At 71.2% G+C, this 23,665-nt stretch carries 20 protein-coding genes and 1 pseudogene; 9 read left to right on the top strand and 12 right to left on the bottom strand.

The annotated features are described in order from the left end of the window. Positions 1-128: 128 nt before the first annotated feature. The 7 genes from ACFWMZ_RS24105 to ACFWMZ_RS24075 form a co-directional block, all read right to left on the bottom strand. Entirely contained in the window at positions 129-902 is a 774-nt protein-coding gene (locus tag ACFWMZ_RS24105) for a fumarylacetoacetate hydrolase family protein (protein WP_383203994.1), read from the bottom strand. Positions 903-914: 12 nt separating this feature from the next. Then, positions 915-2,426, bottom strand: coding sequence for an ATP-binding protein (locus ACFWMZ_RS24100; RefSeq protein WP_383203991.1), 1,512 nt, complete (start codon positions 2,424-2,426; stop codon positions 915-917). Continuing rightward, a complete protein-coding gene (locus tag ACFWMZ_RS24095) occupies positions 2,423-3,172 on the bottom strand; it encodes a response regulator transcription factor (protein ID WP_383183166.1) in 750 nt (249 codons plus the stop codon). Before ACFWMZ_RS24095 ends, ACFWMZ_RS24100 begins: the two co-directional genes overlap by 4 nt. A 109-nt stretch (positions 3,173-3,281) precedes the next feature. After that, entirely contained in the window at positions 3,282-5,060 is a 1,779-nt protein-coding gene (locus ACFWMZ_RS24090) for a CotH kinase family protein (protein ID WP_383203989.1), read from the bottom strand. Continuing rightward, a complete protein-coding gene (locus ACFWMZ_RS24085; RefSeq protein ID WP_383203986.1) occupies positions 5,060-5,737 on the bottom strand; it encodes a DUF4956 domain-containing protein in 678 nt (225 codons plus the stop codon). Before ACFWMZ_RS24085 ends, ACFWMZ_RS24090 begins: the two co-directional genes overlap by 1 nt. Continuing rightward, a complete protein-coding gene (locus ACFWMZ_RS24080; protein WP_383183172.1) occupies positions 5,734-6,594 on the bottom strand; it encodes a polyphosphate polymerase domain-containing protein in 861 nt (286 codons plus the stop codon). Before ACFWMZ_RS24080 ends, ACFWMZ_RS24085 begins: the two co-directional genes overlap by 4 nt. Before the next feature lie 131 nt (positions 6,595-6,725). After that, positions 6,726-7,112, bottom strand: coding sequence for a hypothetical protein (locus ACFWMZ_RS24075; protein WP_383203983.1), 387 nt, complete (start codon positions 7,110-7,112; stop codon positions 6,726-6,728). A gap of 198 nt (positions 7,113-7,310) precedes the next feature. On the opposite strand from ACFWMZ_RS24075, the gene ACFWMZ_RS24070 reads away from it, so the two are divergent. Continuing rightward, on the top strand, positions 7,311-8,084 hold the full coding sequence (locus ACFWMZ_RS24070) for a MerR family transcriptional regulator (RefSeq protein WP_383203980.1): 774 nt from the start codon (positions 7,311-7,313) through the stop codon (positions 8,082-8,084). A gap of 80 nt (positions 8,085-8,164) precedes the next feature. Further along, positions 8,165-9,145, top strand: a complete 981-nt coding sequence (locus ACFWMZ_RS24065; protein ID WP_383204000.1) for an arsenic resistance protein — start codon at positions 8,165-8,167, stop codon at positions 9,143-9,145. A 467-nt stretch (positions 9,146-9,612) separates the two neighbouring features. On the opposite strand, the gene ACFWMZ_RS24060 is transcribed toward ACFWMZ_RS24065, so the two are convergent. From ACFWMZ_RS24060 to ACFWMZ_RS24050, 3 genes are read right to left on the bottom strand one after another with little or no spacing between them, the layout of a single operon-like run. Continuing rightward, positions 9,613-11,754 (bottom strand): xanthine dehydrogenase family protein molybdopterin-binding subunit, encoded by a 2,142-nt coding sequence (locus ACFWMZ_RS24060; protein ID WP_383203977.1) that lies wholly within the window; start codon positions 11,752-11,754, stop codon positions 9,613-9,615. Continuing rightward, positions 11,751-12,743: an FAD binding domain-containing protein gene (locus ACFWMZ_RS24055; protein ID WP_383203974.1), complete on the bottom strand. Its 993-nt coding sequence runs from the start codon at positions 12,741-12,743 to the stop codon at positions 11,751-11,753. The genes ACFWMZ_RS24060 and ACFWMZ_RS24055 overlap by 4 nt, the downstream gene beginning before the upstream one ends. Next, on the bottom strand, positions 12,740-13,318 hold the full coding sequence (locus tag ACFWMZ_RS24050; protein WP_383183180.1) for a (2Fe-2S)-binding protein: 579 nt from the start codon (positions 13,316-13,318) through the stop codon (positions 12,740-12,742). Before ACFWMZ_RS24050 ends, ACFWMZ_RS24055 begins: the two co-directional genes overlap by 4 nt. 188 nt (positions 13,319-13,506) lie before the next feature. Here ACFWMZ_RS24050 and ACFWMZ_RS24045 point away from each other — a divergent pair, with 188 nt between their 5' ends. Then, positions 13,507-14,088: a TetR/AcrR family transcriptional regulator gene (locus tag ACFWMZ_RS24045; RefSeq protein WP_383183182.1), complete on the top strand. Its 582-nt coding sequence runs from the start codon at positions 13,507-13,509 to the stop codon at positions 14,086-14,088. Positions 14,089-14,179: 91 nt separating this feature from the next. On the opposite strand, the pseudogene ACFWMZ_RS24040 reads toward ACFWMZ_RS24045, so the two are convergent. Both ACFWMZ_RS24040 and ACFWMZ_RS24035 read right to left on the bottom strand, forming a co-directional pair. After that, a pseudogene (locus ACFWMZ_RS24040) lies at positions 14,180-14,623 on the bottom strand (DNA-binding response regulator); the annotation flags it as partial. Positions 14,624-14,929: 306 nt separating this feature from the next. After that, entirely contained in the window at positions 14,930-15,307 is a 378-nt protein-coding gene (locus tag ACFWMZ_RS24035; RefSeq protein ID WP_383203972.1) for an AQJ64_40280 family protein, read from the bottom strand. A 244-nt stretch (positions 15,308-15,551) separates the two neighbouring features. Here ACFWMZ_RS24035 and ACFWMZ_RS24030 point away from each other — a divergent pair, with 244 nt between their 5' ends. The 6 genes from ACFWMZ_RS24030 to ACFWMZ_RS24005 all read left to right on the top strand — a co-directional run bounded on the left by ACFWMZ_RS24030 (position 15,552) and on the right by ACFWMZ_RS24005 (position 23,611). Then, positions 15,552-16,652, top strand: coding sequence for a LacI family DNA-binding transcriptional regulator (locus tag ACFWMZ_RS24030; RefSeq protein WP_383203969.1), 1,101 nt, complete (start codon positions 15,552-15,554; stop codon positions 16,650-16,652). A gap of 71 nt (positions 16,653-16,723) precedes the next feature. After that, positions 16,724-18,337, top strand: coding sequence for an FAD-dependent oxidoreductase (locus ACFWMZ_RS24025; RefSeq protein ID WP_383183188.1), 1,614 nt, complete (start codon positions 16,724-16,726; stop codon positions 18,335-18,337). A gap of 169 nt (positions 18,338-18,506) precedes the next feature. Beyond that, complete coding sequence (locus ACFWMZ_RS24020; RefSeq protein WP_383203966.1) at positions 18,507-20,636, top strand: hydantoinase/oxoprolinase family protein; 2,130 nt, start codon at positions 18,507-18,509, stop codon at positions 20,634-20,636. Then, the gene (locus ACFWMZ_RS24015; RefSeq protein ID WP_383203963.1) at positions 20,633-21,265 is read left to right on the top strand and encodes a hypothetical protein; all 633 of its coding nucleotides are present in this window, start codon (positions 20,633-20,635) and stop codon (positions 21,263-21,265) included. Before ACFWMZ_RS24020 ends, ACFWMZ_RS24015 begins: the two co-directional genes overlap by 4 nt. A 4-nt stretch (positions 21,266-21,269) precedes the next feature. Beyond that, a complete protein-coding gene (locus ACFWMZ_RS24010) occupies positions 21,270-22,550 on the top strand; it encodes a TRAP transporter large permease subunit (RefSeq protein WP_383183194.1) in 1,281 nt (426 codons plus the stop codon). Between the two features lie 29 nt (positions 22,551-22,579). Next, positions 22,580-23,611 carry a hypothetical protein gene (locus ACFWMZ_RS24005; protein ID WP_383183196.1) on the top strand — a complete coding sequence of 344 codons (1,032 nt, stop codon included), beginning with the start codon at positions 22,580-22,582 and terminating at the stop codon, positions 23,609-23,611. Positions 23,612-23,665 lie beyond the last annotated feature (54 nt).

Raw genomic sequence — 23,665 nt, 5'->3', positions numbered from 1 at the left:
CGATCCACGGCGAAGTCCCCATGCCCGGACAACGCCCAACTCCTGACGCGGACACGGTCAGCAGGAGCGATCCACCTCATTGTGTTAGCGGCTGTTAGGGGGCCGGCACTCTTGGTAGCGGTTCGACGTCAATGGATCACGGTGTTGCGAAGTTCACCGATTCCTTTGATGGCGACGGCGATGCTGCTTCCGTCGTGGAGTTGGCCGGTGCCTGTCGCCGCGGGGGTTCCGGTGGTGATCAGATCGCCCGGCATGAGTGTGGTGCGGGCGCTGATGCGTTCGATGAGGGTGGCGACGTCGAATAGCAGGTCGGAAGTGTTGGCCTTCTGTCTCAGGCGGTTGTCGAGGGTCGCGGTCAGGGTGAGTCCGCGGGCGCCGGGGGGTAGCTCGTCGGGGGTGACGAGTTGCGGGCCTATGGCGACGATGGCTGGCCAGCCGATCGAGGCGATGGTGTTGACGAGGGTGTATCCGGCGACGCTTCGTAGGGCTCTCGCCCTGGGGACGCGGGAGGTGTACCGGCCGATCACGACTCCGAGTTCGACACCCCACTGGACGTCCGGGGCGGGAGTGAGCCGAAGGGCGTCCCCGTCACCGGCGAGGGCGGCGACGGGGACGGTCAGCAGTCGGGGTACCGGTGGTGGTGGCGTGCTCAGTTCCTTGGCGCGGGTGGCGTAGTTCACCTCCACCTGCGTGAAGGTGGCGAGCCGCGTGATGAGCGGTCCGGTGGCGGTCGGGGCGTGGGTGGGAGTGAGGAGTTCTCCGGGCGTGGCGGCGTGCTCCTGCCATTCCTCGTAGGTGAGCAGGGTGCCGACGTCGGAGAAGGGCAGGAGTGTACGACGGTTGTTGTCCAGTCGGGCGGCGGCGGTGCGGGTGCTGGTGATGCGCAGGGTCGTCAGTCTCATCGGTGAGCTTCCTCAGTGCACGGGCAGAAGGAGGCGAAAGGTGCATCCGGCTTCTGGCCGGGTGTCGAGTTCCATGCGGCCCTGATGCGCTTCGGCGATCGCGGCGGCGATCGCGAGTCCGAGGCCGCTGCCGGGCTCGTCGGCCCCTGTGGGGGCCGCGCGGTAGAAGCGGTCGAAGACATGCTGGGCGTCGTCGGGGGTGAGGCCGGGGCCGGTATCGGCGACCTCGATCACCGCGGCGGCGGTTCCGGGGAGAAGAGCAGGGGTGGCACTCGTGCGGCCGGGTCGGTCGACGCCTCCGGCGGCGGGGCTCGTACGGACGGTGCCGACGCGTACGTTGACGCGTGCGGAGGCGGGGGTGTGAGAGCAGGCGTTGTCCAGCAGGTTGAACACGACCTGAGCGAGCTGGTGGGCGTCGCCGACGGCCTCGACGACGTCGAGTTCCTGGCCACTGGTGTCGGCGGAACCGGTGCGGAGCGGTTCAAGGGTGATGGTGCGCTCAGGGTGGCGTACGGCCGTGCTGGTGATGCTGTCGGCGGCCAGGGAGAGCAGGTCCACGGGTTCGGGGTGGGGCCCGGGTGCGTAGCCGAGTTTGGCGAGCAGGAAGAGGTCGTCGACCAGGCGGCTCATGCAGTTGGCGTTGGCGGCGATCAGCGCGTGGGCCTCGGTGCGCCGCTCGGCGGGCATGCGGGGGTCGTCGTGGAGGAGTTCGGCGAACCCCTGGATGGCGGTGAGCGGGGTGCGCAGTTCGTGGCCGGCGTCGGCCATGAACCGGCGCATCTGCTGCTCCGAGGCAGCGGTGCGGTGCAGAGCCGTACGCAGCCGGTCGAGCATGGTGTTCAGGGCCTGCCCCAGCCGGCCGACCTCGGTGGTGGGATCGGTGTCGGGCACCCGGAGCTCCAGGTCGCCGTCGGTGATCTTCTGTGCGGTGGCCTCGACTCGGGAGAGGGGGCGCAGGCCCAGGCGGACGGCGGCGTTGCCGAGCACGGCGACCCCGGCGGCGACGACCACGCCGAGGGATGCGCTGAACCAGAGCAGCTTGGTGGTCGCGCCGTCGACGGTGTCCAGGGGCAGGGAAATGACGGCGCGCATGCCGTCGGGACCGGAGTCGGTGACGACACGCCAGCTGCCTGTGCCGTCGCGGGCCTCGACGGTGACGGGCTCGTCGTTGCGCAGGGCCAGCTCGTCGGCGCGGGTGGGGAGGCGAGGCCCTCGGTCGTCGGTGAGGCCGAGGGAGGCGTCCATCAGGCGTCCGCCGGAGTCGTAGAAGTAGACGCGGTAGTCCGAGGGCAGGGCCCCGTCGTCCTTGGGCGTGGGCAGTCGACGGCCCTCGGCTATGTCCTCGTAGAGGCGGGTGGGCGGCCGGAAGCCGGTGAGCCGGCCGTCGACCTGGTCGGTGAGCCAGGAGCGCAATACGGTGAGTCCGGCGGTCTGGCACAGCAGCACGGCGCAGGTCGCCAGGACGGTGGCGATGAGTACGAGGCGGGTCCGCAGCGAGCGCGGGGGCCTCGGGAGGTTCCTCATGAGCGAGGTGTTTCGGTGCTGCCGCTGTTCGTCAGGCGCAGGCAGTAGCCGACGCCTCGGACGGTGTGGATCATGGCGGGTGGCGTGGCGTCGACTTTCCGGCGCAGGTTCTTGATGTACGTGTCGACGATTCTCGTGTCGCCGGCGAAGTCGTACTGCCACACCTCCTGCAGGATCTCGCTCTTGTCGAGCACCCGCTCAGCTTGTGTCATCAGGCAGGCCAGCAGCCGGAACTCGGTCGGCGACAGATGCAGCGGCAGGCCGGCGCGGTGGACGGTGTGCGCGTCCTCGTCCAGGACGAGGTCGGCGTAGCGCAGCGGGGGCCGGGTACGGGACGGAGCCGCCGGGGCTGCGGCGCGGCGCAGGATCGCGCGGACGCGCAGCAGCACTTCCTGGACATGGAAGGGCTTGGTGACGTAGTCATCGCCGCCGGAGCTGAGGCCGATGATGCGGTCCTCGACCTCGGTGCGGGCGGTGAGGAACAGCACCGGTGTGTACAGGCCCTGCGCGCGCAGCTGCCGGGTCAGGTCGAAGCCGTCGGCGTCGGGCAGCATCACGTCCATGATGATCAGGTCGGGTTGCCTGTCGCCTGCCCTGAACATGGCCTCCTGGCCGGTGACAGCCACGACGACGGCGTACCCGGCGGCCCCCAGGGCGGTGGTGAGCAGGGTACGGATACTGGGGTCGTCCTCGACCACGAGGATGGTGGGCTGGGCCGGAGCGGGCCCGGAGGCGGGGCGGGACATGTGCGGCTCACTGGGGTAGAGGGTGGTGCCGCGCGAGAGTAGCGGCACCGGCTGTGAGAGGGAGCCGGAGCCCGGGACACCCGGGGGGCAGCTGTCCCGGGCTCCGGGGTCATCCGGTGACCTGCTTGTTCTTCGCGAGCGCCGCGGTGCGCTCGGTCACCGTGGTGTGCAGCTTCTCCACGGCGGCATCCAGCCCCTTGGAAGAACCGGCCACCTCGCGGGCCTGGCCCGCGATGGTGTCCAGGGCCTTAGCCGCCCTATCGGAGGCGAAGGTCTTGGCGTAGACCTTCTTGTACGCCGCCTTGTAGACCGCGTCGAAGGCGTCGGACTCCAGGAACCGGTCCTTCAGAGCGTTCCCGCTCATGAAGCCGCCCCGGCCCCCTTCGCCGTTCCCGCCACCCGGCATTCCTTCAGGCATTCCCTCGGGCATTCCCTCCGGCATTCCCTCCGGCATCGGGGGCATGCCTTCAGGGGCGCCGTTGCCGTTCTGACCTTCTCCACCCGGCGCGCGGCCGCCGCCCATGCTGATCTTGTCGTCCGGGCCGGCGGTTGCGTCCCCGGAGAAGGTGAGGTTGTAGTCCCACCCCAGGACGGAGAACTTCTTGGTGTCCAGGTCGTAATAGAGCATGTAGTTCTTGCCGGGACCGGAGATGTCGTCGAAGTTGAGCAGGAGGTTCTGCGTGGCGATGTACGTGGCGAGTGAGTCGACGTCGACGTACTGGTGCAGTTCCTCCTCGAACTCTTCGTCGGAAGCCTTGTCCGCCCACTTGATCAGCTTGATGAGCGGCTCCAGGTCCTGGCTGCCTGCCTTGTTGAGCTGGCGGAAGGACGTCTCGTAGTCGGACGGGTCATCCCCGCGATATTCGAAACTTCCGCCGGCCCGCGCCTTGTACACCACCCCGTTGCCGTCGCCGATGGCCTCGGCATATTCGGTGTCCGGGTTGTCGACCATCAGACGGGAAACTGCGGGCCGGTTGTTCACCCGCACCGAAGTGAAGCTGTACGCCTCGGCAGGCTGTCCGGAGGACTTGGTCAGCGACAGCGACAGCGCCTCGTTCAACGGCACCTGCTCGTCAGCGCCTGGGCGCAGGGAGATTTCCCTCTCACTCTGGTAGGCGCGTCCTTCGACATACTCGTCGATCTTGATCAGCCAGGGCAGCTCCTCGGGCTTCTTCTCGGAGAGGTCGTACGTAACCATCCCACCGGGGCCCCCGCCTGCGTCGCCCTGGCCACCACTGGCAGCCCCGCCCGTACCGCCCTGGCCTGCGGTGGCGGCGGGCGGGCCGCCGGTCGCTCCGTTCCCGGTCTTCCGGCCGGGTTGCTCCTCGGCGGTGCCGGGACCGCCGCCGGTGTTCTGGCCGCGGTCCCGGCCCCCGTCCGTGCCCTGATCGGCAGCGGGCGGGTCGCCCTGCTGGGCACCGGCGTTGCCGGGCATGTTCCGGCCGCCACCGGGCATGCCCTTGCCGTTGCCCCGCAGGGACATCAGGGTGGAGTTCCCCTTGAGACGGATCCCGACGTCCTCCAGATGGACGCCGTCGATCGTCAGGTCGGCCGAGATGTAGTCCTTCGTACCCTCGTCCTCGAACTCCTTCATCATCTTGTTGAAGTCGGTCTGCTCATAGGTGAGCTGGATGGAGTGGGACACCGACGCGTCGTACAGGCCGACAGTGCCTTCGATGTTCTGGGTGATGGCATCAGCCTCCACCCGCGAGGAGGAGGTCACGTACGGCGACACACGGGCGTCGCCGAAGAAGTAGACCGCCACCGTGAGTGCTGCGCACAGCGCCCCGGCCGGCTTCCAGTGGTGGCGCAGCCGCACCGGCAGCCGGTCCTTCAGCCGCCGCCGGCGCACCGGTACCACCACCGGGTCCCGCGTGTCGCCGCTCATCACAGGTCCGTGGTGTCGTAACCGGTCAGGACGGTCACCCGCTGCCCGGACGTACGCTCCTGCAGCGCCGCCACCAGGTCACCGGGCTCGGTCCCCTTCTTCATCCGCACCGTGTAGAACACCTCGTTCAGCGCGCCGCCGCGGATCGTCTCGGTGCTCACCAGCTCATACTCGGTCGTGTACTTGATCAGCACGTCGCTGATCGCCGGACCGTAGTCCTCGCCCGGCGGCACCTGGACCTTGACGACCTGCCGCTGCACGTTCAGGGCGAACCAGTTGAACTTGAACATGACCAGGATGACGACGCAGACCACGATGGCGCCGGCCACAGCCAGCGTGTAGAAGCGGGCACCGCAGGCCATGCCGATCGCCATGGTCAAAAAGATGAAGCCGACGTCCCGCGTCTCCTTGACCGCGTTACGGAACCGGACCACCGACAACGCGCCGACCAGGGAGAACGCCCGTGCCAGGTTGGAGCCGACCACCAGCATGATCAACGCGACGACCATGCCGACGATCACGAGGGTCTGGACGTAGGACTGGCTGTAGGACACGTTGCGGTGCGTGTACCGGTAGGTGTAGCCGATCACCGTGCTCAGGATGAACGACAGCGCCATCGCCACCACGACATCGGCGACGCTGAACGTCCCGCTGAGTTCCTGCAGATCGAAATTCACTGTGCTCCTGCTTTCAGCAGCGTGTGCGGCTGCTGCTCGATGGGGGCGGGCGGGCAGTCCGCCTCGTTGATGTGGAAGACCGAGCGCGGCGCGAGGCCGAATGCCTCGACGGACTGCACGTACTTGGAAATCCGGACCAGGTTGAGGTTCCGCCGGGCGGCCAGGTCGGTGATCCAGTGAGGGGTGCGCTCGTTCACCTTGATCTCCATCACCGACATGTGCGGCGGGATGGTGAACCGGTTCTCCGGGGTGGGAGTGCCGAAGTGGAAGTCCCGGTCCCGGCCGCGTACACGCCGGTCGAAGGTGACCCGCAGCCCGGTGTCGGAATTCCTGCCCACCAGGGCCTCACGCTGGTAACCCGTGATCGCGGTGGGCCGCAGATTCAGCCGTACGATCAGGTCGAGCACCTCTTGGATGAAGGCGCTCTCCTTCATGCTGTGGTCGACCAACTCGCGGCCGTCGCACAAGTTCCGCGCCACCCCGTACGGCAGAGTGATCCGCCGCTTCTGCGTGACCCGGTTCACCCGCTGCTTGATCTCCACGCACACCGGCGACTCGTCGGTGACCCCGTCGAGATCCCCGTAGTGACGGATCCGCAGTTTGCGGCGAAATTTCAGCCCTTCGATCTTCTCCCAGTAGAACCGCAGCTGAGGAGTGTCGTAGTACAGGCTCCACACGCCGTAGCCGCCCGCCGGGCTATTGAGATCGCGGTCCATCCGCTCACCCAGCTCATCCCGGATCTCAGCGGCCTGCTCGACCGGCACCAGATACTTCAGCTCGAACCGGTTGAACGCGTGCAGTCTGCTGGCCACGTGCAGCGGCTGCCCGTCCTCTTCTGCTCCTGCGGCTTGTGACACCCTGCGCCTCCTCGTCGTACGGTCCGGACCAGCCGGCCAGAAGAGACGCAATCAACCGCACATGAGGAGCCCATGAGAATTGTGGGTGTATTACGGGAGCACTCACGGTGTCCAGAAGGTGAACGAGCGCGTCACGGGTGCTCGCGAATCCGGCTCACCACGTTTGACCCGACCCAACGCGAGCGGATCGAGGACCCGGGCCAGATGTCCTCGGTGGGGTACCAGGGCTCCGAGGGCGGCGTGTCCGGGTTGTAGGCGGGCTGGCGGTACAGCTCATAGCGGGTCCGGCCGAGCCGGCCGGGCCCGCCGCCCTCGCTCGTACGACGGAGGAACCGGGCGTCGATGATCCGGTTGAACGCCGCGTACACGGCATCCCGCCCGACGAGTTCCGCGGAGTTCTTCGCCGACCGGATGCCCTCGGCCTGAAGGTCACGCCAGATGTCCCTGGGGGTGAACGGCTCGGACGTCTCCAGGCGGAACAGGACGTGCAGCCGTCCCAAGGCCTGAGATACCGCCAATGTCGTCCTCGACCGCACCTGGACACGGAACCCCGGATCTGCGGCGGCTCCGCGGCACTGCCCTGCACCTGCGGTGGATCGAACCGGCTCCTACGCCGCACCGGGGCGCTGCCCCCAGGTGTCGTGCGGATGGCCTGCGCGCGTCACCTGCGGGGGTGCTTGACCTTCGAGTCAGGTCGACGGTTTACGGTCGGCGGCGTGAGCACGATGCGGATCTCCCAGCTCGCCGCGCGCAGCGGCGTCCCGGCCACCACCCTGCGCTTCTACGAAGGCGCCGGGCTGCTGCCCGCGGAGCGGACCCCTGCGGGTTACCGGATGTACGGCGAGAGTGCGGTGCAGCGCCTGGCTTTCATCGGCGCGGCGAAGCATCTCGGGCTGCCGCTGGAGGAGATCAGTGAGCTTCTCACAGTCTGGGAGACCGCCGCGTGCAGGGACGTTCGGGCGGATCTGCGGCCCCGGGTCGCCGAGCGGATCGCAGACGCCGAACACCGGACGGCGGAGCTGGCGGCGTTCACCGCGTCGCTCCACCGCGCGCTGGAGCACCTGGATGCCTTACCCGACCGTGCAGGGCGGTGCGACCCCGGGTGCCATTTCCTCGCCCGTTCACCGTCCACCGGCGTGGTCCGGTCGGCGGGTGTGCCCCTCACGTTGTCCCGCCACTCGGCTGGACAGGACCCGCAGAGCATGGTGTCGGTGGCGTGCTCGCTGACTGGGGAGAGCCGACGGGAGCGCACGGCTGCCTGGCGGGACGCGCTCAATGGCGCCACCCGGTCGAGGGTTCCCGGCGGAGTGCGGCTGACCCTGCCCTCGGCTCGGGTCGGCACGGTTGCCGCTCTCGCAGCCGCCGAGCAGGAGTGTTGTCCCGCCCTGGACTTCCGGCTCCACTTCGACGGCCCGGTCCTGCATCTGGAAGTCAGCGCCCCGGACGAGGACGCCGACCTCCTCGCGGAGCTGTTCACCACCGCGGTGTGACCACGCAGGCCATCACTCAGATCATCATCCCTGTGCAAGGAGTACGTACGTTGTCGACACCATCCGGCCTGGTCGCAGCCATGGAACGCCACCAGGTCGCCGTCTATGTGGGGGCCCTGGCCGCCGGGGGCCTGGTGGGCTGGGCCGCGCCCGGTGCGGGTCCGGTTCTGGAGCACGCGATCAACCCGGTGCTGGCAGCCCTGCTGTACGTGACGTTCCTCCAGGTGCCGGCGGCTGAGCTGGTCCGCTCGGTGCGGTCGGGCCGGTTCCTGGCCGCGACGCTGGTGGTGAACTTCGTCGTGGTGCCGCTGGTGGTCGCCGCGATGTTCACCTTCCTCCCGGAGGACCAGGCGGTCCGCCTCGGCGTGCTGCTAGTCCTCCTGGCCCCGTGCGTCGACTACGTGATCGTCTTCAGCGGGCTCGCCGGTGGCAGCAGCGAACGTCTGCTCGCCGCCACCCCGTTGCTGCTCCTCGCCCAGATGGTGCTGCTGCCGGTCTACCTGTTCCTGTTCATGGGCCCGGACCTGGCCGACGTGGTGGAGGCCGGACCGTTTGTCGAGGCATTCGTCGTGCTGATCGTCATCCCGCTCACGCTGGCCTGGCTCACCCAGGCGTGGGCCGCCCGCCGCCCGGCCGGACAGAAGGTCGCCGCCGCGGTGGGCACGACGATGGTGCCGCTGATGGCCGCTGTCCTGCTGACCGTGGTCGCCTCCCAGGTACCGAAGCTCGGCGACGCCGGCAGCCTGGGGGACGTCGGCCGCGTCGTACCGTTCTACGTCGCGTTCCTCGCCGTGATGGCGTTCGCCGGACTCGGCGTCGCCCGCCTGTTCCGCCTGGACGCTCCCGCCGGGAGGGCACTCGTGTTCACCGGCGCGACCCGCAACTCCCTGGTCGTCCTGCCCCTCGCCCTGGCACTGCCGGACGCGCTGGCCGTCGCCGCGGTGGTCGTGGTCACCCAGACCCTGGTCGAGGTGATCGGCATGGTGATCTACGTCCGGGCCGTGCCCCGCCTGCTGCCGCTCCGGGTCGAGGTGGAGGGGGGCGGGGTGCGGCAGGACTGACACCACCGCAGGTGTCCGCCGTCCTCGGCCTCAACCCACCGTCAGCCTCCTCCGAGGTCTCCGTAGGTTGGCGAGATGAGCGATCATCGGAATCCCTACGCCCGTGCCTCCGCTCTCACCGCACCCGGCGCAGCACCTCATCGATCCTCGGCGTTGCCTGCCTCTGAAGTCACCGCGGCCCCGAACTCGGCGCCTGAGCTCTGTCAGAGCAGACCGACAGCCCGGGGTAGCGCAGGGTGTTGCCCCCGCTGCCGGGGCGGGTCAGCCAGGCGCTCCAACTCCGGGGGCACTCGGCCGTGTGCTGCTGAACCTGGCAGGCAGAGGGTTTGCGCCATCCGTGGTGCATGCGGGGTAGCGGCGATTCGGCGGGCGGCCGCCGGTTCGCGCGACAGCCGCCCGTCAGTAGGCGGTGGGGTGTGCGGCGAACTCCCGGGGATCGGCATTCACGGTGCCGGGAGTCGATGTCGTCAAGCGTCCCTTGTGGGTCCGCCCGTCCCCTTCTGGGCCGCTGTCAGGATGCGGTCGGGGCGCAGGGGCAGGTTGCGGTGGCGTGTGCCGGTGGCGTGCCAGACGGCGTTGGTGATGGCCGCTGCCGCGCCGACGATGCCGATTTCGCCGATGCCCTTGATACCGACCGGGTCGTCCGGGTCGTGGTCGTCCACCCAGTCCGCCTCGATGTGGGGGACGTCGGCGTGGGTGGCCACGTGGTATCCGGCGAGGTCCGGGGCGTAGTGGGCGCCGGTGTGGTGGTCGCGGACGGCCTCCTCGTGCAGGGCCATGGAGATGCCCCAGGTCATTCCGCCGAGGAGTTGGTTGCGGGCGGTGAGGGGGTTGACGATGCGGCCGGCCGCGAAGATGCCCAGCATGCGGCGTACCCGGATCTCGCCGGTGGTGGTGTCGACGGCGACCTCGGCGAACTGCGCTCCGAAAGAGTGCCGTTCCTTCCGGGTCAGCGTCCTCAGGGCCTCGGTGGTGTCGGAACGTACCGTGATGCCGTCCGAGGGGAGAGCCGCGCCGGGGATCAGGCGTTCGCGTAGTTCGCGGGCGGCGGTGGTGACGGCCCAGGCCCAGGAGCGGGTGCCCATCGAGCCGCCCGCGATCATCGCCGGGCCGAAATCGCTGTCGCCGATCCGGACGCGGACGCGTTCGGGTGTGGTTTCCAGGGCGTCCGCCGCGATCAGGGTGAGAGCGGTACGGGCTCCGGTCCCGATGTCGGCGGCGGCGATCCGTACGGTGAAGGAGCCGTCGGCTTCGGCGGTGATCTGTGCGGTGGAGGGGGCGGCGCCCGCGCCGAAGGAGGCGGCCGCGGTGCCGGTGCCCAGGAGCCAGTGGCCCTCACGTCGCAGGCCGGGGCGGGGGTCGCGGTCCGGCCAGCCGAAACGGCGGGCGCCCTCGCGGAAGCAGGCGGCCAGGTTCCGGCTGCTGAAGGGGAGCCCGGAGACGGGGCCGACGTCCGGTTCGTTGCGTAGGCGCAGCTCGATCGGGTCGGTCCCGGTGCGCTCGGCCAGTTCGTCCAGGGCCACCTCGATGGCGAACGACCCCGGGGCCTCCCCCGGTGCGCGCATCCAGGTCGGAGAGGGGACGTCGAGGCGTACCAGGTGGTGGGCGGTGCGGTGTGCGGGCGCGTCATACATCACGCGGGCCACGCCCGCGCTGGGCTCCACGAACTCGTACACCTGGGAGGTCTGGTTGAGGGAGCGGTGTTCCAAGGCCCTCAGCCGCCCGTCCGGGTCGGCGCCGAGGCGTACGCGCTGGACGGTGGGGCTGCGGTAGCCGGCCAGTGAGAACAGCTGGCGGCGGGACATGACCACGCGCACCGGCCGGTCCAGAGCGGTGGCGGCCATCACGGCGCTGACCTGGTGGGCGCGCAGGCCCTTGCTGCCGAAGCCGCCGCCGATGTGTTCGGACCGGACGCGCACGGTGGAAGGGTCGAGGGAGAACAGGGTGGCCAGTTCGCCCTGGACCCAGCCCGCCCCCTGGTTGGAGTCGACGACTTCCAGGCGGCCGCCGTCCCACCGGGCGGTCGCCGCGTGGGGCTCCATCATGCTGTGCTGTTCCTCGGGAGTGGTGTACTCCTCGTCCACGACGACGGGGGACGTGGCGAGTTGCGCCTCCAAATCTCCCTTGGAGGTCTCGGTCGGCATCCCACCGTCGGGAACGTACGCGTCGCGGTGGCCGGCGGTGAGTGCGGTGTCGTGCGGCTCCTCCTCGTACGTCACCGCGAGGGCCTCGGCCGCCTCGCGCGCCTGCTCCGGTGTCTCGGCCACGACCAGGGCCACCGGCCAGCCCGCGAACGGCACCCGATCGTTCTGGAAGACGCAGGCGGCGGGGTCCGGCGGGACGCCGAGCAGGCCGACGTAGTCGGTGTGCAGCCGGGGGGCGTTGCCGTGGTGCAGGACGGTGAGCACGCCCGGCATGTCGAGTACGGGGGCGGTGCGGATGTCGCGGATCCGGCCGCGGGTGATCGTGGACAGCACCAGCCAGCCGTGGGCCAGGCCGGTGAAGGGGATCTCGGCGGCGTAGCGGGCGGCGCCGGTGACCTTGTCGCGGCCTTCGACGCGGGTGCGGGCGGTGCCGACGGACCTGCGGGCGGGTGGGGTGGTCGTCACCGGGTGGCCTCCTCGGCGAGTTCGGTCAGGACGGAGACGACGAGGTTGCGCATCAGGGGCACCTTGTATCCGTTGCGGGGCAGCGGGCGGGCCGCCGCGAGCTCGGCGTCGGCGGCCGCCGCGAAGGTGGCGCCGTCGGCCGGTGCGCCGGTCAGGACGGCCTCGGCGGCGTGGGCACGCCAGGGCCGGGACGCGACGGCGCCCAGCGCCAGTCGGGCTTCGGCGACGTGGCCGTCCTCGACGGTGAGCCGGGCGGCGGCGGATCCGATGGCGAAGGCGTAGGAGGCGCGTTCGCGGACCTTGCGGTAACGGGAGCGGGCGCCGGCGGGCGGAGGCGGAAGAACGAGGTGGGTGATCAGCGCGCCGGGTGGAAGGGCGGTCTCGCGGTGCGGGGTGTCGCCCACGGGGAGGTAGAAATCGGTGATCGGCTTCTCTCCCGGCCCCTCCCCCGTCTCGTACGCGACGACGGCGTCCAGCGCGGTCAGGGCGACGCCCATGTCGGAGGGGTGGACGGCCACACAGTGGTCGGAGGCGCCGAGGACGGCGTGCTGGTGGTGCTCGCCGGCGACGGCCGGGCAGCCGCTGCCGGGGACCCGCTTGTTGCAGGGCCGGCTGACGTCGGTGAAGTAGCCGCAGCGGGTGCGCTGGAGCAGGTTCCCGCCGACCGTGGCCATGTTGCGCAGCTGCCCGGACGCCCCGGCGAGCACGGCCTGGGCCAGCGCGGGGTGGTGGCGGCGGATCTCGGGGTGGGCGGCGAGGTCGCTGTTGGTGACGGTCGCGCCGATGCGCAGGCCGCCTTCGGTGGTGGGCTCGATGCCGTCCAGGGGGAGTTCGCGGACGTCGACGAGACGAGTGGGCCGCTCGACGCCGGTCTTCATCAGGTCGACGAGGTTGGTGCCACCGCCGAGGAACCGCGCGTCCGGGTCGGCGGCGAGCAGGGCGAGGGCGTGCTGGACGTCGTGGGCGCGGCGGTAGTCGAACTCCCTCATGCGGTCCCCTCTTCGGTGGTTCGCGCCGGGCTTCGGCCGTGGGTTTCGGCGGCGTGGGCGACGGCTTGGACGATGGAGACGTAGGCGCCGCAGCGGCACAGGTTGCCGCTCAGCCGCTCGCGGATCTCCTCGGGCGACAGGGGGGCGGGGGTGGTGCCGGGGTCCACGTCGGGGGTGACGGCGCTCGGCCAGCCTGCCGCGTGTTCCTCGATGAGGGCGATGGCGGAGCAGATCTGCCCGGGGGTGCAGTAGCCGCACTGGTAGCCGTCGAGGTCGAGGAACGCCTGCTGGACGGGGTGGAGGTCGTCGCCGTCGGCCAGGCCCTCGACGGTGGTGACCTCGCGCTCCTGGGCGGTGACGGCGAGGGTGAGGCAGGAGACGACGCGCCGCCGGTCGACCAGGACCGTGCAAGCGCCGCACTGGCCTTGGTCGCAGCCCTTCTTGGTGCCGGTGAGGTCGAGGCGCTCGCGCAGGGCGTCGAGGAGCGTGGTGCGGTGGTCGACGGACAGGCGGTGCTTCTCGCCGTTGATGTGCAGGGTGATCGCGCTGGATGTCGGCGACGGTTCTGGGGCCATGATCAGCCTTCTCTGGTGTTCGAGGACAGGAGTCAGGGCTGGGGAGCACGGGCGTGGGGTGACGGCCGACGACAGACGGCGCTAAGGTGAACCTAACCGGACAGCTGTCCGCTCACCCTGGCGAACGTAGCGGACAGCTGTCCGCTCAACAAGGACGGGATTCGGCCAGGAACCCGCGAGGAGGACGTGTGCCCGGACCGAGCAACGACACTCCCCGGCGTTCGGACGCCCGGGCCAACCGCGCGCGCATCCTTCAGGTGGCCGCGGCGGAACTGACCCGGCGCGCGGACGCCCCCCTCAGCGCGATCGCCAGGAAGGCGGGCGTCGGCCAGGGCACGTTCTACCGCAATTTCCCGCACCGCGAAGCGCTCGTGCTGGAGGTCTACCGCCACGAGATGCAGCAGGTCGCCGACGCGGCGGACATCCTGCTCGCCACCCGGGAGCCGGAATTGGCGCTGCGGGAGTGGATGGACCGCCTGGCCCGGTTCGCCCTGACCAAAGCCGGCCTCGCGGACGCGATCCGGCTCGTCACCAGCACACCCGGCGCCCCCGCCAAACCCGGCCCCACGCCCGTGATGGACGCGGCCGGAACCCTGCTGCGCGCCAACGAGGAGGCGGGCACCATCCGCCGCGGTGTGACACCCGACGACTTCTTCCTCGCCGTCGCCGGTCTGTGGCAGATCGACCCGCAGGAGAACTGGCAGCCACGGGCCACCCGCCTGCTGGACCTCGTCATGGACGGGCTGCGCGCCGGAGCGTCCCGCCGCTGAGCGGGTGGCCTGGACGACGGTCAAAGTTCAGGGCCCGGCCGTCGGCGCAGCATGCCTGGGCGATGTCACCCGCCACCAGGCCGGAACGCGCTCACCCTCCGAGACCCGCGTCCCTCGCCAGCAGTGCCGCCTGTACCCGGTTCTCGCATTCCAGCTTGGCGAGTACTCGGCTCACATAGGTCTTGACCGTGGCTTCGCTCATGTGAATCCACTGGCCTGCGTCCGCGTTCGACAGGCCCTCCCCCAGCAGGGCCAGCACTTCCCGCTCCCGGTCCGTCAGTTTCTCCAGTCGGCGGCGGGCCCGTTCCTCGCGCTGCGCGGTGCCGCCGGACGCCGGGGAGTCCACGACGTGCCGGGTGGCGCCAGGTGCCAGGTACGCCTCGCCGGCCGCTGCCGCGCGTACGGCGCGCATGAGTTCCGCGGGCGCCGAGTCCTTCAGGACGAAGCCCGCGCTGCCTCCGCTCAGGGCGCGCAGCACGTTCTGCCGTTCGCCGCACGTCGTCAGGATCAGCACACGTACCCTCGGCGCCGCCCGCCACCAGCATCAGGAACAGGGACAGCGACGTTTCCCCCGCGATGCGCCGGGGAGACCACATCCCGGGGGCGGACAGGGCCCGCCACAGCGCGGCCGGCCGGGACACCACGGGCGGCCTCACCGGCGGCGCGGGGCGTACGGATGCTGCGGGGGGGCATGGATTCCACACGGGTCACACGCCCACGCTAGGCCCGCCCGCCGACCGCCGCAGTGGCCCTTCGTCGCTGCGGCCCGCGACGAAAGTCGGTCGCGTACCCATCGCCGCGGGCCGGTGGGATCACGCTCGTGGTCGTCCGGCCGTACGGTTCAGGCGCCGGTGGGCGTGTCCCAGGCACTGCGCAGTGCCTGCCCCACGTCCTCCCCGTCGAGGAAGTGCGTCTCCGTGCCGGGCAGGGTGGGCAGTTCGGCCCAGTGCGTCACGCTGTTGTTGCGGTCGGGGGCGTAGGGGAAGCTGACGACGCCGTCGGAATCGACGAAGCAGTCGTGGTGGGTACCGCCGTCCTCCGACTGGTACCGGTCGGTGAAGTACACCGTCCTCACCAGCCAGAACTCCTCACCCGACGCCGTGTCACCGCCGCCCTCCGCCGGGTACCGCCCAGTGACGGCCACCGCGACCGGCACGCCGACCTCCGGGAACCTCTCCCGTGCGTCGACCCAGGTCACCATGGTCTTCCGGTCCGTCATCCCGGTCCTCATCCCCTCTTCGAACGCCGACGCGAAGACGCCGACGGCCTCTTGGCAAACGCTGTCCGTAAAGACCGCCTGACGCCGGTGGAGGTTGCCGTACCCGGAGAGGCCCTTCCGGCCGCGGCTGCTGGGCGGCGGCTGAAAAGAAGTCGTGCGCGATCTCTTGACCGGTGTCGAACGCGGGTTCACAGTACTCGCTAATGCGCATTAGTAATACGCATTAGCGATCCGGAGGAACACCGTGGAAGAAGCCAGGAAGCGGGCTCGCCGGGGGCGGGCGCCCGCCCCCGGCGGTCGTACGTCACGGCCGCGCCAAGCCGAGGTGGCCCGGCTCGCCGGGGTCTCGCAGGCGACCGTCTCGCTGGTGCTGGGGGCCCGGAAGCAGGGCGCCGCGATCTCCGAGGAGACGCGGCAGAAGGTGCTCGACGCGGTGCGGGCCCTGGGCTACGTCCCGGACCCGGCCGCCAGCCGGCTCGCCGCCGCGCGGAACAACCTGCTCGGGGTGTTCAGCTTCACCTCGACGTTCCCCACCGACGTGCAGCACTCGTACTACCCCTTCCTCGTCGGCGTGGAGCAGGAGGCGGCGACCCGCGGCTACGACCTGGTGCTCTTCACCGGTTCCAGCACGGGCGGCGCCGGTGCGGCCGGGCCCCATGCCCTCAACCGGGTGCGGCTGGCCGACGGTTGCCTCTTCCTGGGACGTCACGCTCCCGCCGACGAACTGCTGAGGCTGGTCGCCGACGGCTTCCCCGTCGTCCATCTCGGGCGCCGGGACGAGCTGGAGGGGCTGGCCTGGGTCGGCGCGGACTACATCAGCGCCAGCCGGACGGTCGTCGCACGGCTCGCCGCACTCGGGCACCGGAACATCGTGCTCGTACGGGAGGACGACGACGCCCCGGCGTCCACCGACCGCGAGCAGGGCTTCCTCAAGGGGCTGGAGGAGGCGGGGCTGCCCGGTGGCCCCGGTGCCGTCTTCCGGTCCGCCGGTCCCCGGCGCGAGCTGACCGCCGAGCGGCTGCGCGGCTGGCTCGACGAGGGTGCGACCGCGTTCGTCGCGGAGGAGACCGACACCGGCGACGCCTGGCGCGCCCTGCGCGACGCCGCGCACGCCGCGGGCGTCGACTGCCCCCGCGACGCCTCGCTCGCCCTCCTCGGCAGCCCGCCGCCGGACATGGCGGTCGATCCGGTCCCCACCGGTTTCGACGTTCCCCGGCCCCAGCTGGGCGCGGCCGCCGTCCGGCTGCTCGCCGCGCTGGTGGCCGGGGAGGAGGCGACGGAACCCCTGGTGGCCTGCACCTTCCGTACCGGGGCGACGGCGGGTCCGGCCCCCGCGCGCCCCTGACCGCCCACGGCTCCGCCCGGGTGGGAACGGGCGACGCACCGACATGCACTCACAGCACTTCAAGGAGAACCGTGACATCCCAACCCGAGATCCTCATCGTGGGCGCCGGACTCGGCGGCGTGGCCGCCGCCCTCGCCGCCTGCCGCGCGGGACGCACCGTCGTCCTCACCGAGGAGACGGACTGGATAGGCGGCCAGCTCACCTCGCAGGCGGTCCCGCCCGACGAGCACCCGTGGGTCGAGCAGTTCGGCACCACCGCCTCGTACCGCAGGCTGCGTGAGGCCGTCCGGGACTACTACCGGCAGTGGTACCCGATGCGCTCCGAGGCTCTGGCTCTGCGCAACCTCAACCCGGGGGCGGGGCGGGTCAGCAAGCTCTGCCACGAGCCGCGGGTGGCGCTCGCGGTTCTGGAGGCCATGATCGCGCCGTACCGTTCCGCCGGTCTGCTGACGCTGCTCACCGAGCACCGGCCGGTCGCCGCCGAGGCGGGCGACGACGACACCGTGCGGTCCGTGACGGTGGCGGACATCCGGTCCGGCGGCCGGCGCACGTTCCGTCCGCGGTACGTCGTCGACGCCACCGAGACCGGCGAACTGCTGGAGCTGGCCGGGGTGGAGCACGTGACCGGCGCCGAGGCGCGGAGCGAGTTCGGCGAGCCGCACGCCCCCGACGAGGCACAGCCCCTCAACCAGCAGGGCATCACGGTGTGCTTCGCGCTCTCGCACCACGAGGGTGAGGACCACACCATCGAGCGCCCGGCCGACTACGACTTCTGGCGGGCCTACCAGCCGGACTTCTGGCCGGGGCCGCTCCTCGGCTTCCTCGCCCCCGACCCGCGCAGCCTGGAGGCCGTGCCGCGCACCTTCGTCCCCAACCCGGAACTGGACCCGCTGGACGTCGACGCCGACCAGTCCGCGGACGCCGGCGACAAGGAGCTGTTCGGGTTCCGCCGCATCCTGGCCCGCAAGCTGCACCGGCCCGGAGCGTTCGACTCCGACATCACGCTGGTCAACTGGCCGCTGAACGACTACTGGCTGAAGCCGCTGATCGGCGGCGGTGAGCAGACCTCGGCCGCCGCGCTGGCCGGGGCCCGCCAGCTCTCCCTGTCCCTCCTGTACTGGCTGCAGACCGAGGCCCCCCGCCCCGACGGCGGCCAGGGCTTTCCGGGCCTGCGGCTGCGCCCGGACGTCACCGGCACCGCGGACGGCCTGGCCAAGGCCCCGTACGTACGGGAGTCGCGCCGGATCAAGGCGGTCACCACCGTCACCGAGCACGACGTCTCGATCGACCTCGTGGGCCCGTACGGCGGCACCCGGTACCGGGACTCCGTGGGCGTCGGCAACTACCGCATCGACCTGCACCCCTCGACCGGCGGCGACAACTACGTCGACATCGGCTCGGTGCCCTTCGAGATCCCGCTCGGCGCGCTCGTCCCGCGCCGCGTCCGCAACCTGCTCCCGGCCGGGAAGAACATCGGGACGACGCACATCACCAACGGCTGCTACCGGCTCCACCCGGTGGAATGGAACATCGGCGAGGTCGCCGGCGCCCTGGCCGCCCACTGCGTCGCCGAGAACGTCGAACCGCGTCAGGTGCAGGCCGAGGACAAGCGGTTCGACGTCTTCGCCGCCCTGCTGGACCGCGACGGCGTGCAGCGCCACTGGCCGGACGTACGCGGCTACTGACCGACCGCACCGCAGGAACACCCCGCTTCACCGCACGGCCCCCAGGGGCGGTCGCGGAGCGCCGGGCGGGCACAGCTCCACCTGTACCCGCCCGGCCCGGGTCCGGATCTCTCACGAGACCCGGACCCACCGCCCTCGCCCTGCCATCCGCACAAGGAGGTGCCCAGCCATGAACACCCACCGCATCCGCGTCGGCATCGACGTGGGCGGAACCTTCACCGACGCCGTGGCCGTAGACGCCACGTCCCTCGACCTGCTGGGGCAGGTGAAAGTACCGACCAGCCACCACCACGAGGACGGCGTCGCGCACGGCATCGTCGAAGCTCTCGACCGCCTGCTGGAACAGACCGGCCACACACCCGAGGACGTGACCTTCCTCGCCCACGGCACCACACAGGCTACCAACGCCCTGTTGGAGGGCGATGTCGCCACCGTCGGGCTGATCGGCATCGGCACCGGTCCCGGCGGTGCGCTGACCCGCAGGCTGGCCGCCTTCCGCAAGCTGGAACTGACGCCCGGTAAGCGGCTGCCGCTCGCCTACGGGCACGTGGACGACCCGGACGACACGGCCGCCGTGGCAGCGGCGCTCGACGAGGTCACCCAGGAGGGCGCTCAAGTCGTCGTCGCCAGCCAGCCGTTCAGTGTCGACCGGCCCGAAGGGGAGGACGCGGTCACGGCCGCCGCCGAGGCCCGGGGCCTGCCGACGACGGCCGCGCACGACATCACCTCGCTGTACGGGCTCCACAAACGCACCCGGACCGCCGTCGTCAACGCGGCGATCCTGCCGCGCATGCTCGCCACCGCCGACCTGGTCGACGCCTCCATCACCAAGGCGGGCGTGAGCGCCCCGTTGATGGTGATGCGCTGCGACGGCGGCGTGATGTCGCTGGACGAGATGCGCCGCAGACCGCTGCTGACGGTGCTCTCCGGCCCGGCGGCGGGTGTCGCCGGGGCCCTGATGCAGGAACGCGTCAGCGAGGGCCTCTTCCTGGAGACCGGCGGCACCTCCACCGACATCAGCGTCGTCCGGCGCGGCAAGGTCGCCGTCCGGCACGCGACCATGCTGGGCCGCCCCTCGTACCTCTCGGCGCTCGACGTGCGGACCGTCGGGGTCGGCGGCGGTTCGATGGTCCGCGTCGACGGCCGGAAGGTCGTCGGTGTGGGGCCGCGCAGCGCGCACATCGCGGGGCTCCCCTATGCCTGCTTCGCGGAGCTGGAGGAACTGCGTGACGCGCGGCTGACCACGATCCGGCCGATGGCGGACGACCCGGCCGACTACGCGGTGCTCGACGCCGCCGGGGGCCGCTTCGCGATCACCATGACCTGCGCGGCGAACGCGCTGGGCCGGGTGCCCGAGGGGGACTTCGCCCGCTGCGACCCGGCGGTCGCCGAGGCGGCGCTCGCCCCGCTGGCCGCCGCGCTGGACACCGACGTCGCCACGGCGGCGACGAAGCTGCTGGACGCGGGCACCGGCCAGGTGCGTTCGGTGGCCGAGGAGATGATGCGCGACTACCGCCTCGACAAGGACACCGCGCTCCTCGTCGGCGGGGGCGGCGGCGCGGCCACGGTGACCCCGCACCTCGCGGCCGTCACCGGCCTGCAGGGCAGGATCGCCCGCCACAACGAGGTGATCAGCCCCATCGGCGTGGCCCTGGCCCTCATCCGGGAACAGGTCGAACGCATCGTCCCCGGCGCGGGCCAGGAGCAGATCCTCGCCGTACGGGCGGAGGCGGAGGCCGCCGTCATCGCGCAGGGGGCCGCCGCCGAGGGGGTGGAGGTGGAGGTCACGGTCGACCCGCAGACCCACACCGTCCGGGCGGTGGCGACCGGCGCCACCGAACTGCGCACCCAGGACCGCGCCCACCGGGCCGACGAGGCGGACCGGCTGCGAGCCGCCGCCGAGAGCCTGCGCACCGACCCCGCCGCCGTACGCGTCCTCGCGGGCACGCCCGCGCACACGGTGTACGGGACGGAGGTGCACCGCCGGTTCAGCGCGGACCGGCACCCGGTGCGGGTCGTGGACGCCGACGGCGTGGTCCGGCTGCACGCGCCGGACGCCCGGGTCGCGACGACCACCGTCGGCCAGGCGCCGGAGACTCTGGCGCGGCTGGTCAAGGAAGCCACGTCGTACGGGGACGGCGGTGTCCGTGCCCCGGCACTGCGGCTGCTGCTCGGCTCGCGCATCGCCGACCTGTCCGGCGTGCTCGACCCGGACCCGCTGCTGGCGCTGGCCCGGAGCGAGTTGCGCGCTCGCGCCGCGGACGAGCCGGCCGTCGCCGTGGTGGAGGTGCGCGCATGAGCGCGGTCATGCTGGACCGGGCGGGCCTGGCGGCAGCCCGGGAGCTGGCGGCGGGCGACGACGTCGAGTTCGGCGTACGGCTGCTCGCGAACACGCCCACGCACGGAGGACGTGACGCGGAGCTGCTGCGCCGCTGGGCGCGTACGGCCGACGCGTTCGGCGCGTCTCTGCCGCCGGTGGCCGCGACGGCCCGGGTCGTGGAGAGCGACGACGGGCTGGCGCGGGGGCTGCTGGCCCGTTACTCCTCACGGCCGATGCCCACCGTCGAGCTGTTCACCGACACCCTGGCCCTGGCCGAGGAGCTGATCGACCGGCTCGGGTGGCGGCACTGGTACCCGGCCGGGTCGGTGCGGGCGGCGGCGATCGCGCACGAAGCGGTGCACGAACGGCTGCACCACGGCCCGGCGAAGAAGTCACTCAAGAACGCCCTGGGCCACGTGGTGCTGCGCGCCGGGTGCCACACGGTCCACGGCCACGTCGCGGGTGCCGACGAGATCGCCGCCCACGGCCACGCCCGCACGGTCTGCGGCCTTGGCCGCAGCCCCCTGCTGCTGACGGCGGCCCTGGCCCTCGCCGTCGAACCGCGGCACGGCCGCCCGCAGGGATCTCCGCACGGAAGAAAGAAGTAACGCCATGGGCGTCGTCATCCTTCTCGTCATGGCGGCCGGTGTCGCCGCGATGCTCACCCGTAAACTGCCCACCGCCTTCGCGCTCGTCGTCCTCGGCGTCGTCATCGCCTTCGTCGCCGGCGCACCGCTGACCGGTGAGAACAGCGTCCTGGACACGGTCCTCCAGGAGGGCGCGCCGGCCCTGGCCGCCACGATGATCGCGATCCTGCTCGGCTCCTGGCTGGGGCGGCTGCTGGACGAGACCGGCATCGCGGGCACGCTGGTGCGCAAGATCGTGGAGTTCGGCGGTGACCGTCCGGTCGTGGTCGCCCTCGGCGTCCTCGCGGTCTCCACCCTCGTCGGTACGGTCACCGGGTCCGCGCCCGCCGCGATGCTCGCCGGCATCATCGGCATCCCCGCCATGATCGCCGTCGGCATCCCCAAGGTGACCGCCGCCGGGACGATCCTGATGGGCATCGCCGCCGGCATGCCGTTCGAACTGCCCATCTGGCAGTTCTTCTCCACCGCGCTCGAACTGCCCGTGCCGACGGTGCGCGGGTTCATGCTGAAGCTCTTCCCGTTCGCGCTGGCCGCCGCCGTCCTCTTCGTGCTCGTCGAGACCCGCAGGCGCGGCGTCGAACATGCCTGGTCCCTCAAGTCGGCCTCCGCGAAGCCCGCCTCGCGCCGTGAACAGCTCGGCGACGCGCCCTGGTACGCGCTGCTCACGCCGGTCGTACCGCTGGTCCTCGCCCTCGGCTTCGAGGTGGCGATCCTGCCCTCGATGCTGGCAGGCGTGCTGTTCGCGCTGGTCACGACGACGCGGCCGCGCGACATGAACAAGCGGCTGCTGCGCACGCTGTACGGCTCCTTCGAGGTCGCGGCCGCTCCGATCGTCCTGTTCATCGCCATCGGCATCCTGCTCGCCGCGGTGAAGCTGCCCGGCGCGGTCGAGTCGCTGGAGCCGCTGGTGAAGGCCGTCAGCCCGCAGAACCCGGTGCTGTTCGTCCTGGTCTTCACCCTGCTCGTACCGCTCTGCCTCTACCGGGGACCGCTGAACGTCTACGGGCTCGGCGCGGGCATCGCCGGTGTCCTCATCGCCGCCGGCATCTACCCGGCCGTCGCGGTCCTCGGCCTCGCCACCTCCTACAACCAGGTGTTCGGCGTCGCCGACCCCACCAGCACCCAGACCGTGTGGAGCGCGCAGTACGCAGGAACCACCCCGCAGCAGGTGATGCTGCGGACCCTGCCCTACGTGTGGGCTGTCGCCCTCGGCGGACTCTGCGTCACCGCCGCCACCTACCTGTGAACGTTGACCTCTTCGGGACGGAGAAGGACATGACACAGCACGAGAACACCCCGGACGGCTCAGGCCGGCCCAGCCGCCGCATCTTCCTGCGCGGCGCGATGGCCGGGACGGCGGCCGCCGCCGGGCTCGGCGTGAGCGGCGCCTGGGCGGGCAGCGCCGCCGCGGCCCCCGGCGGCTTCCCGGACTACCGCCACCTCAAGCCGCTCCTCACCCCCTCGCAGCTGAGGTACAACCCGACGGGCGAGATCATCTTCCCGTGCATCCGGGGCGTCTACGACCGGCTCTCCTCCCCTCTGGGGCGCTACTACCTCTACTACGCGCCGCACGACGCGCCCGGCGGCATCTGCCTGGCCTACGGCGACTCGCTGGAGGGGCCGTTCACCGAGTACCACGCCAACCCGCTGGTCGCGAACGACTGGCAACCCCACTACAAGGTCAGCCACGTCTCCTCGCCGCACGTCCTGTGGAACGAGGACGTGCGCGAGATGTGGCTCTACTTCCACGGCGAGAACCACACGACCCGCCTCGCCCGCTCCAAGGACGGCATCACCTTCACCTACGACCGAACGGTCCTCACCAAGGACATGCTGCCCGCAGGCACCAACGAGACCTCCTACGCCCGCGTCTTCCGCCACGATCTGCCCGCGCGCGGCGCCCGGTACGTGATGCTGTTCATGGTCAACAACCAGTCGAACCACCGGGACATCGGCTGGGGCTGGTCCGCGGACGGCCGCGCCTGGACCTTCGCCCAGCAGCCGCTGATCCGTCACTCGGACGTCGGCGTGAACAACCTCAGCGGCCCCCACCTGCTGACCCGGGGAGGCAGCGCGTACGTCGTCTACCACACCGGTAAGGAGAACGGCGGGAACATGCTGATCAGCGAGGTCGGCAACGACTTCTCCCGCCGCGAGCACCTCGGCGTCTTCTATGACTCCTCCAGTGCCGCCCCGGAGAACGGCCGCGCCGCCTCCCCCAGCTTCGGCACCGACCGGGGCGTGCCGTACATGGTCTACGAGGCGGGCGAGCGGCTCGGCGGCTCGATCGCCGTCGCCCGCGGCTGACGGGCACGGCGACGGTAAGCACGACCGGGGCGCGCCGGAGGTCCACACGCCCCC

Origin of the sequence: Streptomyces sp. NPDC058373, assembly GCF_042723275.1 — a bacterium.
GTDB lineage: Bacteria > Actinomycetota > Actinomycetes > Streptomycetales > Streptomycetaceae > Streptomyces.
The sequence above is the reverse complement of the archived record's forward strand: the minus strand, read 5'-3'. Positions and strand labels throughout refer to the sequence as shown.